This is a genomic window from Sphaerochaeta sp. (assembly GCA_022482495.1).
Classification (GTDB): Bacteria; Spirochaetota; Spirochaetia; order Sphaerochaetales; family Sphaerochaetaceae; genus RUG023.
In genome coordinates this window covers 206,232-220,270 of sequence record JAKVPA010000003.1, presented here as the reverse complement: position 1 = coordinate 220,270, position 14,039 = coordinate 206,232, and the positions used below count along the sequence as shown (strand labels likewise).

Genomic DNA, 14,039 nt, shown 5'->3' with positions numbered 1-14,039 from the left:
TGTGAAGAGAAGTGACAAAACAACAGGAAACCCAAGAAAGAAACATGTTGCGATCCATTCATATGCGCCGAGGGTGTGTTCTGCGGTTTCTGATGAATTCTTCTGATATCTTGGCGCTTTTTTTGATGTTTTTCAACGCTGGGAAGCGGTTTCTGATTGAATAAACATACCAATTGTTGTATACACATTCTATTACGATTTCAATGCTCAACCGTTGGAGGTTTATATGAAGAAACAGATGCTCGTTCTGGCGCTTATCGCCACAATGGCTCTTGCCGTTTCCCCTTTGTTCGCGAATGGGGCGAGTGAAAGTGGAAGCAAGGTGCAGGGACCGAAGATCGGGTTCATCGGACCGATGACCGGTGACTACGCAAACTATGGCACACTGTGCAACAACGCCGTGAAGCTTGCCATTGAAGAATACAATGCCAAGGGCGGAATCGCCGGAAAGCTTCCCATCACGCTGATCACCGAAGATTCGGAGGGTTCCGTGGAGAAAGGGCTCTCCGCCATTGAGAAGCTTTCTTCTTCTGATAAGATCAACGCGTTGATCGGACCGGTGTTCACCGGTGTCAGTTTCGCCGTTGGTCAGCGGGTGCAGAACGAAGGGATCGTAATGATCACCCCGAGCGCCACCCACAAGGATATCACCAACATCGGCAACTACGTGTTCCGCACCGTCGTTTCTGATGGTCTGCAGGGCGAGGTTGCCGGCAAGTACTTCTACGAGGTGCTGGGCTACCGCAACATCGCCGTCCTGTACGCCAAGAACGACTACAGCCAGGGCTTGTACGAAGGGGTGAAGGAGAATTTTGAAGCCGATGGCGGAAAAGTCACCATCGCTGAGACATTCCAGGTTGGAGACAAGGATTTCAAGACGCAGCTGACCAATATCCGCGCCGCCAAACCGGAAGCGATTTACATTCCGAACTACACCGCTGAGATGGCCCAGATTCTGGAGCAGGCAAGCGAGCTTGGGATGAAGATTCCGTTCCTCTCCTGCGATGGTTTCTCCAACCCGCAGATCTTTGATCTTGCTGGTGACTTCACCAAGGGCGTGATTTATGTTGGTCCTGCCAAGGCTGAGGAGAGCGCAGCGCATGAGACGTTCGTCAAGAACTACACCGCAAAGTACGGTGTGGGACCTGATTCCTTCGCTACCAACAGCTATGATGCCGCTTACATCCTGTTCGCCGCCATGGAGCGCGCCTACCAGAAGACCGGTGGGTTTGACCGCAAGGCGATCCGTGACGAAGTCGCGGCGACCAAGGATTTCCAGGGCGTCAATGGTACGATGAACTTTGAGCCCAATGGTGACCTTGTCGCCTACCAGGGTATTTACGAAGTAACGGGAAACACAGCAGCCTCCGTGGTCTACAAAGGTGCCTATACCGTTACCGGTGGTAAGCTCGTCTCCGTGAAGTAATTGCCGGAGGAAGCCGTTCCACGTTAGAATGGTGAGGACCGGTGCGTGCATCGGTCCTCATTCTTGTTTTTTAGACTCTTTTGAAGGAGCGCAATCTTGTCCGTTTCAGAGTTTTTCCAACACTTTATGAATGGGCTTACGCTTGGTGGCATCTATGCTCTCATCGCCTTGGGGTACACCATGGTGTATGGAATCCTGAAGTTCATCAACTTTGCCCATGGTGACATCCTGATGGTGGGCGCCTATATCGGGTTGTTCACCTACAACGCGCTCAGAGGAAGCGCGCCGCTTGGCGCGTGGACGGTAACGTCCTTTTTCATCGCCATGATCGTCGCCATGATCGCCTGTGGTTTTTTGGGAGTGGTCATTGAGCGGGTGGCGTACAAGCCGCTTCGACACGCGGCACGTCTTGCGCCTCTTCTTTCCGCCATCGGCGTTTCCTTCATGTTGTCCAACAGTGCCGCGTGGGCGTTTGGGACGCAGAGCCGCAAATTCAACTATCCGTTCGACAATACGCCGATCAACATACACGGAGTGATCATCACGCCGCACCAGATCCTGATTCTTGCCGTAGCGGCGATCATGATGGTTGCCTTGGCGCTGTTCGTCGACAAGACCCGGATGGGAAAGGCGATGCGCGCCACCAGTATTGACCAGGATACGGCAATGCTGATGGGCATCAGCGTCGACAAGGTGATCAGCCTGACGTTCGCCATCGGTTCGGCTCTGGCCGCGACCGGCGGCATTCTGATCTCGTTGGACTTCAAGGCCTATCCTTCCATGGGTATGATGACCGGTCTGAAGGCATTCGTCGCCGCGGTTGTCGGAGGCATCGGCAACATCCAGGGCGCCATGCTCGGTGGCATCATCCTTGGGCTTCTGGAGACGTTCGGAGTGGCCGTCTTGGGCATTCCGACCGGCATGAAGGACACCATCGCCTTCGGTGTCCTGATCCTGATCCTGCTGATCAAACCGGAAGGCATCCTCGGCCACGCCGAAAAGGAGAAGGTCTGACATGCTGAGCTTTTTCCTGTTGATTTTGATTTACACCTGCATTTACGCGTTGATGGCCATCGGACAAAACGTCATCACCGGATACACCGGCATGCTTTCCATGTGTCAGGCGGGATTCTTCGCCATCGGCAGTTACGCCACGGCGATTCTTACCACCAAGTTGGGGTGGACATTCTGGGAAACACTTCCGGTTTCCGTGGTGGTTTCCGCGCTGTTTGGTTTCTTGATCGGACTGCCGACGCTCCGCCTGAAAGGTGATTACCTGGCCATCGCCACATTGGGCTTCGGAGAAATTGTTCGGAACGTCCTGAATAACTGGGATTCGTTGACCAAAGGCCCGATGGGCATCCAGAACATCCCGATGGCGACGATCTTCGGGAAGAAGATCAACCCGTACACCAAGGTCGGGTTCCTGACCCTCTGCATCGTGTTCCTGGTCATCGCCTACCTGCTGTTCCAGCGGTTGGCAAGGTCCCGGATGGGGCGTGCGTTGGAAGCGATCCGTGAGGATGAAATCGCCGCAGCTTCGACGGGCATCAACGTGACGAAGTACAAGGTTGTCGCGTTCATGCTGGGTGCCGGCGTCGCCGGTATCGCAGGAAGCCTGCAGGCAGTCTTCAGCCTTTCCGTCACGCCGGGAACCTATACGTTCATGGTTTCCGTGATGGTGCTCTGCATGGTGGTGTTGGGAGGCATGGGAAACTTCATGGCTGCCATCCTCGGCTCATTCATCATCCAGTTGATCAGCTACTTCCCGCAGCTGACCGGGCTCTCTTCCGTTTTCCCGCCGCAGTTCAAACAAGTGCTGTTCGGCTTGATCCTCGTCGTCATGATGATCTGGCGGCCACAGGGTATCATGGGACGGAAGGAACACCTGTACGGTAAGGAACGCAAAGGGGGTAAGCAATGATTCTGCTGAATACGGAAGGGCTTACCCGTGAGTTTGGCGGCATCTTGGCCGTCAGCAATGTGGATTTTGAGGTGGAGCAGGGGTTGATCACCGGTTTGATCGGCCCCAATGGCGCCGGCAAGACGACGCTGTTCAACAACATGACCGGGCTGGATGTCCCGACCAGCGGAAAAGTGCATTTCGATGGCAAGGACATCACCGGAATGCCGGCATGGAAGATCTGCCGTCTGGGCATCGCCCGTACGTTCCAGAACATTCGTCTGTTCAAGGAACTGACCGTGACGGAAAACATCATGCTGGGCTGTCACTTCAAGACGGGAAAGGATCCGATGAAGGGACGGTTCGCCAATGCGTTCCGCAGTTACTTCCGTCTGCAGAGTGAAGAGGATGACCTGTACGCAAAAGCGCTTCACTGGATGGAATTCTTCAATCTGACCGACTTCCGGCATGAGCTTGCCAAAAACCTGCCGTACGGTCACCAGCGGGAGCTGGAGATCGCCCGTGCCATGGCCAGTGGTCCGAAGCTGCTCTTTCTGGATGAGCCTGCCGCCGGCATGAACCCCCAGGAGACGGAACAGTTGATGGAAACGATCTGTCGTATCCGGGATGAGGGCGTGACCGTGGTGTTGATCGAGCATGACATGCGGCTGGTGATGAACATCTGTGATTCCATCACCGTGCTGAACTACGGCCAGAAGATCGCCGTCGGAACCCCGAATGAGATCAAGTCCAATCCTCAAGTCATTGAAGCGTATCTGGGCAAGGAGGAAGCGTGATGGCTGATTTGCTGACCATTGAGAATATCGGTGTCACCTACGGGAACATCAAAGCGCTGACCGGCGTGTCCATGCATGTTTCCCAAGGAGACGTCGTTTGTTTGATCGGCGCCAACGGTGCCGGAAAGAGTACGTTGTTGAAAGCCATCATGGGGCAGGAGCCGCTGGTCACCGGAAAGATTACCTACAACGGGGAAGCGATCTGTGACGCGGAGCTTCCTCATCACAAACGGCTGACCACCGATCGTATCGCCGCCAAAGGCATTTCACTGGTTCCGGAAGGGCGGCGGGTGTTCACCGACATGACGGTGGAGGAGAACCTTGACATGGGTGCGTTCCTGGTCAAGGATCCCAAGGTGATCGCCGAACGCAAAGCGGAAATGTATGATTTCTTTCCGATCCTTGGTTCCCGACGCAAACAGAAGACCCGCAGTCTCTCCGGAGGAGAACAACAGATGATGGCCATCAGCAGGGCGTTGATGAGCTCTCCCAACCTGTTGTTGCTGGACGAGCCGGGATTGGGCTTGGCCCCGCTGGTCATTCAGGATATCTTTGAGAAGATTTCCTACATCAACAAGCAGGACAAGGTGACCATCTTCCTGGTGGAGCAGAACGCCCGTATGGCGTTGAAAGCGTCCACAGAAGGGTATGTGATGGAAAACGGAAAGATCGTTCTGGCAGACCGCAGTTCCAATCTCTTGGTCAACGAACGGGTACGCCAGGCGTATCTTGGGGAATAAGAAACGCTGGAAGGTTCTCCTGAAATGGAGTACACTGCTGGTGGGAGGGGTACCGTATGATAATCGAACGTAGAATGACCCGCAATCCTGTGACCGCGACGCCTGATATGCCCATCGCGGAAGCCTCGAAACTGATGAAGGATGAGAAAATCCATCGTCTTCCTGTTTTGGACAAGAACAAGAATCTGGTGGGGATCATCAGCGAAAAAGATATCCTGTACGCATCCCCGTCACCGGCGTCCAGCCTGTCCATCCATGAGATGGCATACCTGCTGTCCAAGATTACGGTGAAGCAGTTGATGAGCAAGAACGTGGTGACCATCACCAAGGACACGACGGTGGAGGAAGCCGCCCGTCTGATGGTCGACCAGGATCTCTCCTGCCTGCCCGTCCTGGAAGACGGCAAGTTGGTCGGCATCGTCTCCAAGAGCGACATGTTCAAGATTCTGTTGGAGCTGTTCGGCGCCCGTCACTTCGGCGTTCGTGTTTCGTTTCTTGTCACCGACCATCCCGGCACCATCGCCAAGATTTCCCAGGCGCTCTGCGAGCAGGGTGTGGACATCATCGCGCTTGGTACGTTCATGGGAACCGAGCCGAGCAACGCGATGATCACCATCAAGGTGCAAGGTGCACCCCCAAGCAAGGTGATCGACATCCTCAAACCGTATGTTGACCAGATTCTTGACGTAAGGGAAGTGTGATGGGACGAAAGAAACGCCACCAGCAACCCAAGACAACCCAAAAAGACCGTCTTGCCGCAGATGATGACGCATATCGTCCGTTCCAAGGCATCCGGTTGGTGGAAAAAACCACCGAGCCGGAACCCAAGAACAAACGCACCATTCCACCGGCTCCCAAACGAAATCCTGGTCCGATCGTTACCGGATTCGACAAGGATGCTGATTTTGGGGATATCCTCAAAGCGTGGGAGTCCGGACAGGATCCTTCCACCGTCAAAGGTGGGCTGAAGCATCCCAGCACGGTGGATGACAGGCGTGATTTCGGTGACATCTTCGCCGAATGGGAGCGGGAGCACGGACAGAAAGCGTCCCGCCCTGTTGCCAAGCAACAGCCCAAGATCAACAAGAGCCAACCATATCGCCAGACAAAGGACTTTGGGTCCATTCTCTCCCAATACGAAGGGACCGACGCAAAACCGGTACGTCCGGTTAAGCAACGGAAACCCACTCCGGAGCCGGTCGTTCCGGTATCTCGGCCAGAGATACCGCACAAGCCATCCCAAGTAAAGGGAAGCGGCAAGAGTTTCGGAGAACTGCTGGATCAATTTGAAGGAAAAGAGACCATCGTCCCAAAAGCTCCGGAGCCGGTGGCGACACCTCCCGCACCATCTCCGATTCCGTCTGCAGAAGTCCATCCCAGTGATGTCGCCTGGAAGGTGGAGCTGACCCGTACCGGAGCAAGCAAAGGCGTGTTGCAGGAAACCTACCAGCATCCGGAATCTCCTGTTGCGGAGGAAGAGGAAGACAAGGAACAACACCTGTTCACCCCTTCCGAAGTGCAGGGGTCAGGGAAGGATTTCGGGACGTTGCTTGACTCGTATGAACAGAAGAAAGCGGCAGAGGATTCAGACTTCGCCAAGATTTACGCCTCCTGGTCGACGATGAGTGACGAGGAGAAGGCCATTGAGCGGTCTAAACAGATAAAGCGGGAGCCGGATCATCCCAACCATACCATCTCGGAACTCCGTGCGATGCAACCGCAGGTCACGCTGGATCTCCATGGCATGAAGGCGGAGGAAGCCGCCACGGCGACGGGTACGTTTCTGGAAGACAGCTATCGCCATCATCTGCTGAAGGTGTGCGTCATCCCGGGGAAAGGGCTCCACAGCGCTGATGGCAAAGGGGTGCTGAAGGATATCGCCCTCAGCGAGATACGTCTCTCCGGTGTGGTGCGTGAGGCGTACAGCCCCAAAGCGTGTTACGGGGGCAGCGGCGTCATCTGGGTGATTCTCAAGCCATCATGACGCATACAACAACACACGCCCGACAAAGCTGTGGGCGTGTGTGCTCGCTGAGAATGCTTATCGTTCCCTGAAGGTGATGCGTCCCTTGGTCAGGTCATACGGAGACAACTCAATCCGTACTTTGTCACCAGGGACGATTCGGATGTAATGCTTGCGCATCTTGCCGGACAGAAAGGCAAGAATCACGTGATTGTTCTGCAGTTCCACACGGAACATCGTATTGGGAAGCGCTTCTTTGACGATTCCCTCTACTTCAATAGCTTCTTCTTTGGCCAAGGGGCCCTCCTATGTATTTGCGCGGTAAGTATATGGAAATATCGCGACGTATGTCAATGCACGAGGATGTCCAGATATCCCTTGATAAAAATCACCACGAACAGTGCAGGAATGCCCCAGCGGACCCAGAATCGTGCCCAGCGGGGGAATTTCAAGCCGGTTCCTTGGTCGGCTTCCTGAAGGAAGTTGTCCCATCCCCATCCGATTTTGCGGGTGCAGAACAGGCAGAACAGCAAGGAACCGATGGGGAGCAGGGTGGAGCTGACGATGAAATCCTCCAAGTCCAGCACGCCGGTCCCAGCTCCAAACGGGGTGAAACCGCTCCATGCGTTGAAGCCGAGGATGCAGGGGAGGGAAAGCAGCACCATGGCGATGGCGTTGTTCCTGCAGGCACGCTTGCGGGGGACGTGACGCACATCGATCCAATAACTGATGATGTTCTCAAAGACGGCGATCACGGTGGAGAAGGCTGCGAAACTCATGAACAGGAAGAACAGGGAGCCCCAGAACCGGCCTGCGGGCATCTGGCTGAAGATGTTGGGGAGGGTGATGAACAGCAGGCTGGGGCCGGCATCCGCCTTGACGCCGAAGGCGGAGCACGCCGGGAAGATGATCAGGCCGGCAAGGAGCGCGACAGCGGTGTCCAAAATGATCACCCGAGTGGCTTCTCCGGTCAGGGAACGTTCTTTTCCGATATATGAGCCGAAGATCTCCATGGAGCCGATGCCCAATGAAAGGGTGAAGAACGCCTGGTTCATCGCGGCGAACACCACGTTGAACAGGCCCGCCTGGCGGATGTGGGAGAGATTCGGCTTCAGATAGAACGCGATGCCTTCCGAGCCGCCTTCTAGGAACATGCTGTTGACGGCAAGGAGAATGATCAACAGGAGCAGACAGACCATCATCACCTTGGTGATGGATTCCACTCCCTTCTGCAGTCCCCTGCTGTTGATGAAGAACCCCAGGATGATGACCACGGACGTCCAGGCGAGCATCGACCAGGGATCGGAGAGCATGGAGGTGAAGGAGGTGGAGACTTCCGCTGAGGAGAGATGGGACAGCGAACCATCCACCGAGTGGAAAAAGTAGGAGAGGAGCCAGCCTGAGATCGGGGTGTAGTACATCATCAAAAGGTAGTTTGCGGCGATGGCGAACGGACCGTACCGATGCCATTGGGTGCCGGGAGGCTCCAATGTCTTCAATGCCAGGCCGATGTTCTGTCTGCTGGCTCGCCCGATGGCGAACTCCATCACCATGATGGGGAGGCCGAAGATCACCAGGAAGAGCAGATAGATAAGGACGAACGTCGCTCCGCCGTACGTCCCGGTGATGTATGGGAAACGCCATACGTTTCCCAGTCCAATGGCGCATCCGGCGGACAACAGGATGAACCCAAGCCTGCTGGAAAGCGTTTCGCGTTGTGATTCCATAGGGTCAAAGTATAGGGCCTTTCCCACGTCCCGTCAAAGCGTTTTCAGAAAATCCAGATACTCTGCCTGCGGCATCGGCTTTGCGTAGTAATATCCTTGGATGAAGTCAGCGCCCAGCGATATGGCTCGCTTCGCCTGCTCTTCCGTTTCCACGCCTTCCACCAAAATCTGTTTGTCCATGCTGATGATCACCTCTGCCATCGACACAAGCAGATTGTTCACCCAGCCGTCTCCGACGATGAACTGTTTGTCCAGTTTGATGATGCCGAACGGCAGGGAGATCAACCGGTCCAGATTGGAGTATCCCTGACCAAAATCATCCAGGCAGAAGACGAATCCTTGTGCAGTCAGCGTCTGGATGTTCCTGCGGGCGACGTCGGGGAAGCGGTTGGAGACGGTTTCCGTCACCTCGAAATGAAGTTGTTCCGGTCTGACCTTCCATTGGGTGATCGTCGTGTTGATGCGTTCCACCAGGGTGGTCTGGACACATTCTACCATGGAAAGGTTGACGTTGATGTTTTCCACGTGGTCTCCATGCTGGGTGAGGAACGCGCACACCCGATCCAGCACGAAAGAATCAATCTTCTGGATGGTTCCGTTCCGCTCCGCCACGGCGACCAGTTCTTCCGGAGATATTCTTCCCAGTTGGGGATCCTTGAGCCGGACCAGCGCCTCGGCCGTTCGGAAGGATTGGCGATGAATGTCCCAAACCGGCTGGAACACCACTTCCAGCAATCCGTTTTCCACACAGGTCCGGCTGATATGGTCGATCATCCGGTTGCGGCGTTCCGTCGCTACATCCAGCCCCTTCACATCCACCACCGTCTGGAATGGTTTTGCGTGAAGGAGCGCGGATCGTACATCGACGAAATCCTCAAGCGTAGCGGCATCATCAGGGCAGACAAACGAGACGATGCGGCTGGTGAATTTGATTGGTTCTCCGGAAGCCTGCCAGCTGTGACTGAAACGATGGGTAAGCTGTTCCACCACCCCTTCTTCCTGCATCTCGCCCTGATCTTGGTACAACAGACAAAAGAGCCCGATCCCCAGATGGAACAGTTCCGCCCGTCGGAATGTCTTGGAAAGAAATTCGGCGATGGAGGATCTGAGCGCTGAGGTGGATGCTTCGCTGAGCAGGCTGAGGATGTAGGACGCATCCTCCAGATGCAGGAAAACCAAGGAGAATCGCTTGTGTCGGGTGATCAACGTGGACGTAAGGATCCGGAATGCGCGTTCGTTGAGAAGCTGTGTCGTTTCGTCGGTGATGTCTTCCGGACGGTACATGGAAAGGTAGACGAAGAGCAGGCAAAGATCAACGAAATAGTTCTCCACCAGCAGCGAGGGTACCGCTGCCTGGATGCCGATTCCGACAAACGACATGATGATGAAGGTGAGGAGCGCGTAGAACCTGCCGGCGATCATCCGTTTTCCGTACCGGAACAACAACATCATCCCTGCCACCATGTAGCCGATGGCACATCCATACAACAGGTACAACCCATCCCCCCGCTGGTAGAATCCCTCAGCGTCAATGGAGTACACCCACCGGTGAATGGGATTGAGCAGCAGGATCGAGACACAGATGATGAAGGGGAGTGTGGAGATGATGGTCACTGATCGGGAGAAATGGATTCCCAGGGCTTCCCTGATGTAATGAAGGAAGATGAACGCGCAACTCAAATGGGCAAGAAAATACAAGTAGCTGGTCATATCGTTGGCGAACAACGGACTGGTCATCAGTCGGGTGGTTCCATTCATCCACAGTCCATACCACAAGTCAGCGGCGGTGGAAATGAAACAAAAGGCCAGCGTAAGACGGAACATCAGGCTGGTGTTGTCCTCCACCGAATTCTTCAAGATGTACAGCAACGTGATGACGAACAGGATGGCCAGTCCGCTGATATCAAACCAGATGTTGTATTCAACGAACATGGGCAAGCTCCTCCAGCGTGTACGGACCACCGAACCAAGACCCGGAAAGGTATGCGACACCCTGCGAAAGGCATTCCGTTTTTTCCGCTTCGGACTGGATGCCGTCCACGGCGCAGGTAAATCCGATTTTTCCAAAGAGCTCCACGCTGCTGTGGATGATCAACGGGAAGAGAGCGCGGCCCTCGGGTGGAGGAAACTGGTCACTGCCCAAGGAGATTGTTGCTTGGGAAAGACGAAGATTGGTGTGGATCTCGGTGAACCCTTCCCCATATCGAGTGATGACGATGTGAACGCCCCGTTCAGAGAGCGTCATCAGCGTGGAGCGCACCCCCTCCGGAGCCTGGTTGATCGTCTCGCATTTGATTTCGAACGAGAGGGTGGATGGGTCGATCAGATATTGGGCCAGGTATCCTATGATCAACTCCGCCAGACCGAACTGAAGCCACTGGGCTGAGGTAAGCGTGACGGTTAGGTGGGTGAATCCCAGTTCCCTGAGGATGCCTTGACCCAACAAGGCGCAACAGCGACGGACCAGATACTCGCTGTAACGGAAAATGGAACTGTTTTTGTCTGCGTAGGGCAGAAACTCATCCTGTTCCACAATTCCGACCGAGGCGTCTTGCAGGGCAAGGGATGCCCGGAGCCCTGAGGTTTTCCCCTCCTTGGCGGAATAGATTGGTCGGAACAACAGGATCAGGTTCCGTTCATCCGAGTCCAGGACGAGATTGTGGATCTTCTGCCGCCGGATGCCTTCCTGGACATCCAACTGATTCACCGGGATGGGGACCTTTTCTTGTGCTTGTTCATGTGCTTTCACCCTGAGCTGTTCGGTGAGCATGAAGAACGTATCCATCGTGGAAGCGTCTTCCGGCAGCCTGATCACACAGCTGTATCCTTCCATCGTCAGGGACAGGGATGACGTTTTCCATGTCTGGGAGAACAACAGAAGCGCGTTTGTTGCGGCCTTAAGCCCTTTTCCCGGGGCAAACGACACGGCAAACTGGTCCTGGGCGATGCGATACAGATCGGAGCCTTGGATGATGGGGCCAAGCGAGGCGACCAGGTGGGTCAGAAGGTCTGTCGTGGAAGCGCTGTCCATGAGTCCGGTGAGCAGGGGAAAATCCTTGATTCCGATGACGACGATTGTTTCGGCTTGTTTTCCCTCCAGCGCCACTTCGGTGGTTTTGGTGAACGCCTTTCTGTTCAGGCATCCCGTTTGTCCGTCGATGATCTCTTCAGGGTTCTGGACGGTCAGGTACAGGTTGAGCAGGCCGAGGACCATGGTGAAATTGGCAAGACGGATGTTGGGATCGTTCAACTGCCAGATGGAACCCAGATAGGAGAAAAGCAGATACGCGCAGAGTGCCAGGATGGTGTAGGGGGTCAGTTTGGAATGATGCAGGAACAACAGCACCACCGACATGATGACGAAGTAACTGCTGGTGATGGTCATGATGATCGTCGGAATGCCGAACTGGTGGAGGGAAGGTCCTTCCAGAAAATCCCGGGAACGGATCAGGACGTTGACGATGACCATGACGGTCTGCAGGATGTAAGGGAAAAGAAGCAACACACGTTGGGCGCGGAGGGTATTCCTTCGTTTGGTCAGTTCCCTGACGTACAACAGCAGGAAGAATGCATTGGTTGTCTGGGCGTATACCATCACGCCCTTGGCGATGTAGAAACCCCAGTCTGACGAAGGGATGGTGCCTTCCAGATACAGTCCGCAGACCAGGTCCGCCACGGTGGAGACACAAGCCAGTCTTACCATGGAAAAGAGAATTTTGTTCTGTCGTATGGGTATGTCACCGCGGTATTGGTAGATGACGAGAAGGAGGGCAAGAATTCCCATGGAACTGACGTCGAGCCAGATACCGCTGTTCATGCTCCTCATTGTACCCTTCCGGCTGTTTCTTGGCTAGGTTCATTGACAATGAGTTGGGCAAAGAAGGACAATACAGGCAAACGTTCATGACAGAGGTGATGGCAATGGATGCGTTGCGTGCATATCTGGAAGGCAACAAGGACGTCAAGGCCGCAATGGTGGCTTATGTCGCGAATTTGGAAGAAGTGGCGAAGGTGTCGCCGCTTGTGGCGGGACGGATCGTCCAGGAACTCGCCGACCAACGTACCCATCTGAAGTTGATCGCCAGTGAGAACTTCTCCTCCCTTTCCGTGCAATGCGCCATGGGCAACCTGCTGACGGACAAGTACAGCGAGGGGTATCCGTATCATCGGTTCTATGCCGGATGCGACAATGTGGACGCCATTGAGGCGTTCGCCGACGAACAGGCGTGCAAGCTGTTCGGCGCGGAGCATGCCTACATGCAGCCGCACAGCGGCGCCGACGCCAACCTCTGCGCCTATTGGGCAATCCTCAACACCCGCATCCAGATGCCGGCGTTTGAGGAGTTGGGAGTGACCAACCCCTCCCACCTGTCCCGTGAGGATTGGAACAAGATCCGCGCCAAGTTGGGCAACCAGCGGATTCTGGGGCTTGACTACTATTCCGGCGGGCACCTGACCCACGGATACCGGCAGAACGTCTCTGCGCAGATGTTTGACGCCTACAGCTATACGGTGGATGAGAAGACCAAGTTGCTGGATTATGACGCCATTGAGAAGATGGCGATGGAGATCAAGCCGTTGATTTTGATCGCCGGCTACAGCGCATATCCCCGGAAGGTCGACTTCAAGCGGATGAGCGAGATCGCCCACAAGGTGGGCGCCACCTTCATGGTGGATATGGCCCATTTCGCAGGCCTGGTCGCGGGAAAGGTGTTCACCGGCCCGTATGATCCCGTGGCGTGGGCTGATGTCGTCACCACGACGACCCACAAGACGCTTCGCGGCCCTCGTGGCGGCATGATCCTGTGCAAGAAGGAGTACGCGGAGAGCGTGGACAAAGGATGTCCGCTGGTCATCGGTGGTCCGCTTCCCCAGATGATGGCCGCCAAAGCCATCGCCCTGACCGAAGCGTTGGATCCGTCGTTCAAGACGTACGCCCAGCAGATCGTGGACAACGCCAAGTTCCTTGCCGATGAGTTGATGCGTCAGGGAATCCCGCTTGATACGGATGGAACGGACAACCATCTGATGTTGCTGGATGTCCGTCCGTTCGGGCTGAACGGCAGACAGGCGGAAGGCGCGCTTCGCGAGTGTGGCATCACGCTGAACCGCAACGCGTTGCCGTTCGATCCCAATGGACCGTGGTACACCAGCGGGCTGCGCATCGGAACGCCGGCCGTCACCACGCTGGGGATGGGAAAACCGGAGATGAAGGAGATCGCCGATGTAATCGCCCTGGTGTTGAAGCACAGCCGTCCGGCAATCCTTGCCAAAGGGGAGAAGGCGGGTCAGGAATCCAAGAGCACCGCGCACATTGATCCCGCGGCGAAGAAGGAAGCGTACGACCGGATCGAAGCGTTGCTCAAGCGCTTCCCGTTGTATCCCGACCTTGACCTCTCATTCCTGCAGGAACAGTTCCCGTTGGTTGAGGATCCGCAATCCCGGTGATTGCATGGAAACACAGGGAAAACAGTGCGATGCGC

Annotated in this window: 12 protein-coding genes; 8 read left to right on the top strand and 4 right to left on the bottom strand. The window is 55.3% G+C overall.

Annotation, left to right across the window (positions count from 1 at the left end; all coding sequences use genetic code 11):
* Positions 1 to 226 precede the first annotated feature (226 nt).
* The 7 genes from LKE28_05160 to LKE28_05130 all read left to right on the top strand — a co-directional run bounded on the left by LKE28_05160 (position 227) and on the right by LKE28_05130 (position 6,850).
* Positions 227 to 1,426 carry an ABC transporter substrate-binding protein gene (locus LKE28_05160; protein ID MCH3907636.1) on the top strand — a complete coding sequence of 400 codons (1,200 nt, stop codon included), beginning with the start codon at positions 227 to 229 and terminating at the stop codon, positions 1,424 to 1,426.
* 126 nt (positions 1,427 to 1,552) lie between these two features.
* Positions 1,553 to 2,440: a branched-chain amino acid ABC transporter permease gene (locus LKE28_05155; protein MCH3907635.1), complete on the top strand. Its 888-nt coding sequence runs from the start codon at positions 1,553 to 1,555 to the stop codon at positions 2,438 to 2,440.
* 1 nt (position 2,441) lies between these two features.
* The gene (locus LKE28_05150) at positions 2,442 to 3,350 is read left to right on the top strand and encodes a branched-chain amino acid ABC transporter permease (protein ID MCH3907634.1); all 909 of its coding nucleotides are present in this window, start codon (positions 2,442 to 2,444) and stop codon (positions 3,348 to 3,350) included.
* Positions 3,347 to 4,126, top strand: coding sequence for an ABC transporter ATP-binding protein (locus LKE28_05145; GenBank protein MCH3907633.1), 780 nt, complete (start codon positions 3,347 to 3,349; stop codon positions 4,124 to 4,126). The genes LKE28_05150 and LKE28_05145 overlap by 4 nt, the downstream gene beginning before the upstream one ends.
* Positions 4,126 to 4,866: an ABC transporter ATP-binding protein gene (locus LKE28_05140; GenBank protein MCH3907632.1), complete on the top strand. Its 741-nt coding sequence runs from the start codon at positions 4,126 to 4,128 to the stop codon at positions 4,864 to 4,866. Before LKE28_05145 ends, LKE28_05140 begins: the two co-directional genes overlap by 1 nt.
* A 56-nt stretch (positions 4,867 to 4,922) precedes the next feature.
* Complete coding sequence (locus tag LKE28_05135; protein MCH3907631.1) at positions 4,923 to 5,567, top strand: CBS and ACT domain-containing protein; 645 nt, start codon at positions 4,923 to 4,925, stop codon at positions 5,565 to 5,567.
* Positions 5,567 to 6,850 carry a Smr/MutS family protein gene (locus LKE28_05130; protein MCH3907630.1) on the top strand — a complete coding sequence of 428 codons (1,284 nt, stop codon included), beginning with the start codon at positions 5,567 to 5,569 and terminating at the stop codon, positions 6,848 to 6,850. The genes LKE28_05135 and LKE28_05130 overlap by 1 nt, the downstream gene beginning before the upstream one ends.
* Before the next feature lie 57 nt (positions 6,851 to 6,907).
* Here the strand turns inward: LKE28_05130 and infA are convergent, their stop codons facing one another.
* Genes infA through LKE28_05110 form a run of 4 tightly spaced genes read right to left on the bottom strand, consistent with a single transcriptional unit; the run spans position 6,908 to position 12,373 of the window.
* On the bottom strand, positions 6,908 to 7,126 hold the full coding sequence (infA, locus tag LKE28_05125; protein MCH3907629.1) for a translation initiation factor IF-1: 219 nt from the start codon (positions 7,124 to 7,126) through the stop codon (positions 6,908 to 6,910).
* A gap of 53 nt (positions 7,127 to 7,179) precedes the next feature.
* On the bottom strand, positions 7,180 to 8,556 hold the full coding sequence (locus LKE28_05120) for a sodium-dependent transporter (protein ID MCH3907628.1): 1,377 nt from the start codon (positions 8,554 to 8,556) through the stop codon (positions 7,180 to 7,182).
* A 33-nt stretch (positions 8,557 to 8,589) separates the two neighbouring features.
* Positions 8,590 to 10,488: a GGDEF domain-containing phosphodiesterase gene (locus LKE28_05115; protein MCH3907627.1), complete on the bottom strand. Its 1,899-nt coding sequence runs from the start codon at positions 10,486 to 10,488 to the stop codon at positions 8,590 to 8,592.
* Complete coding sequence (locus LKE28_05110; GenBank protein ID MCH3907626.1) at positions 10,478 to 12,373, bottom strand: EAL domain-containing protein; 1,896 nt, start codon at positions 12,371 to 12,373, stop codon at positions 10,478 to 10,480. Before LKE28_05110 ends, LKE28_05115 begins: the two co-directional genes overlap by 11 nt.
* Positions 12,374 to 12,471: 98 nt before the next feature.
* Here LKE28_05110 and LKE28_05105 point away from each other — a divergent pair, with 98 nt between their 5' ends.
* The gene (locus LKE28_05105) at positions 12,472 to 14,004 is read left to right on the top strand and encodes a glycine hydroxymethyltransferase (GenBank protein ID MCH3907625.1); all 1,533 of its coding nucleotides are present in this window, start codon (positions 12,472 to 12,474) and stop codon (positions 14,002 to 14,004) included.
* Positions 14,005 to 14,039: the final 35 nt, after the last annotated feature.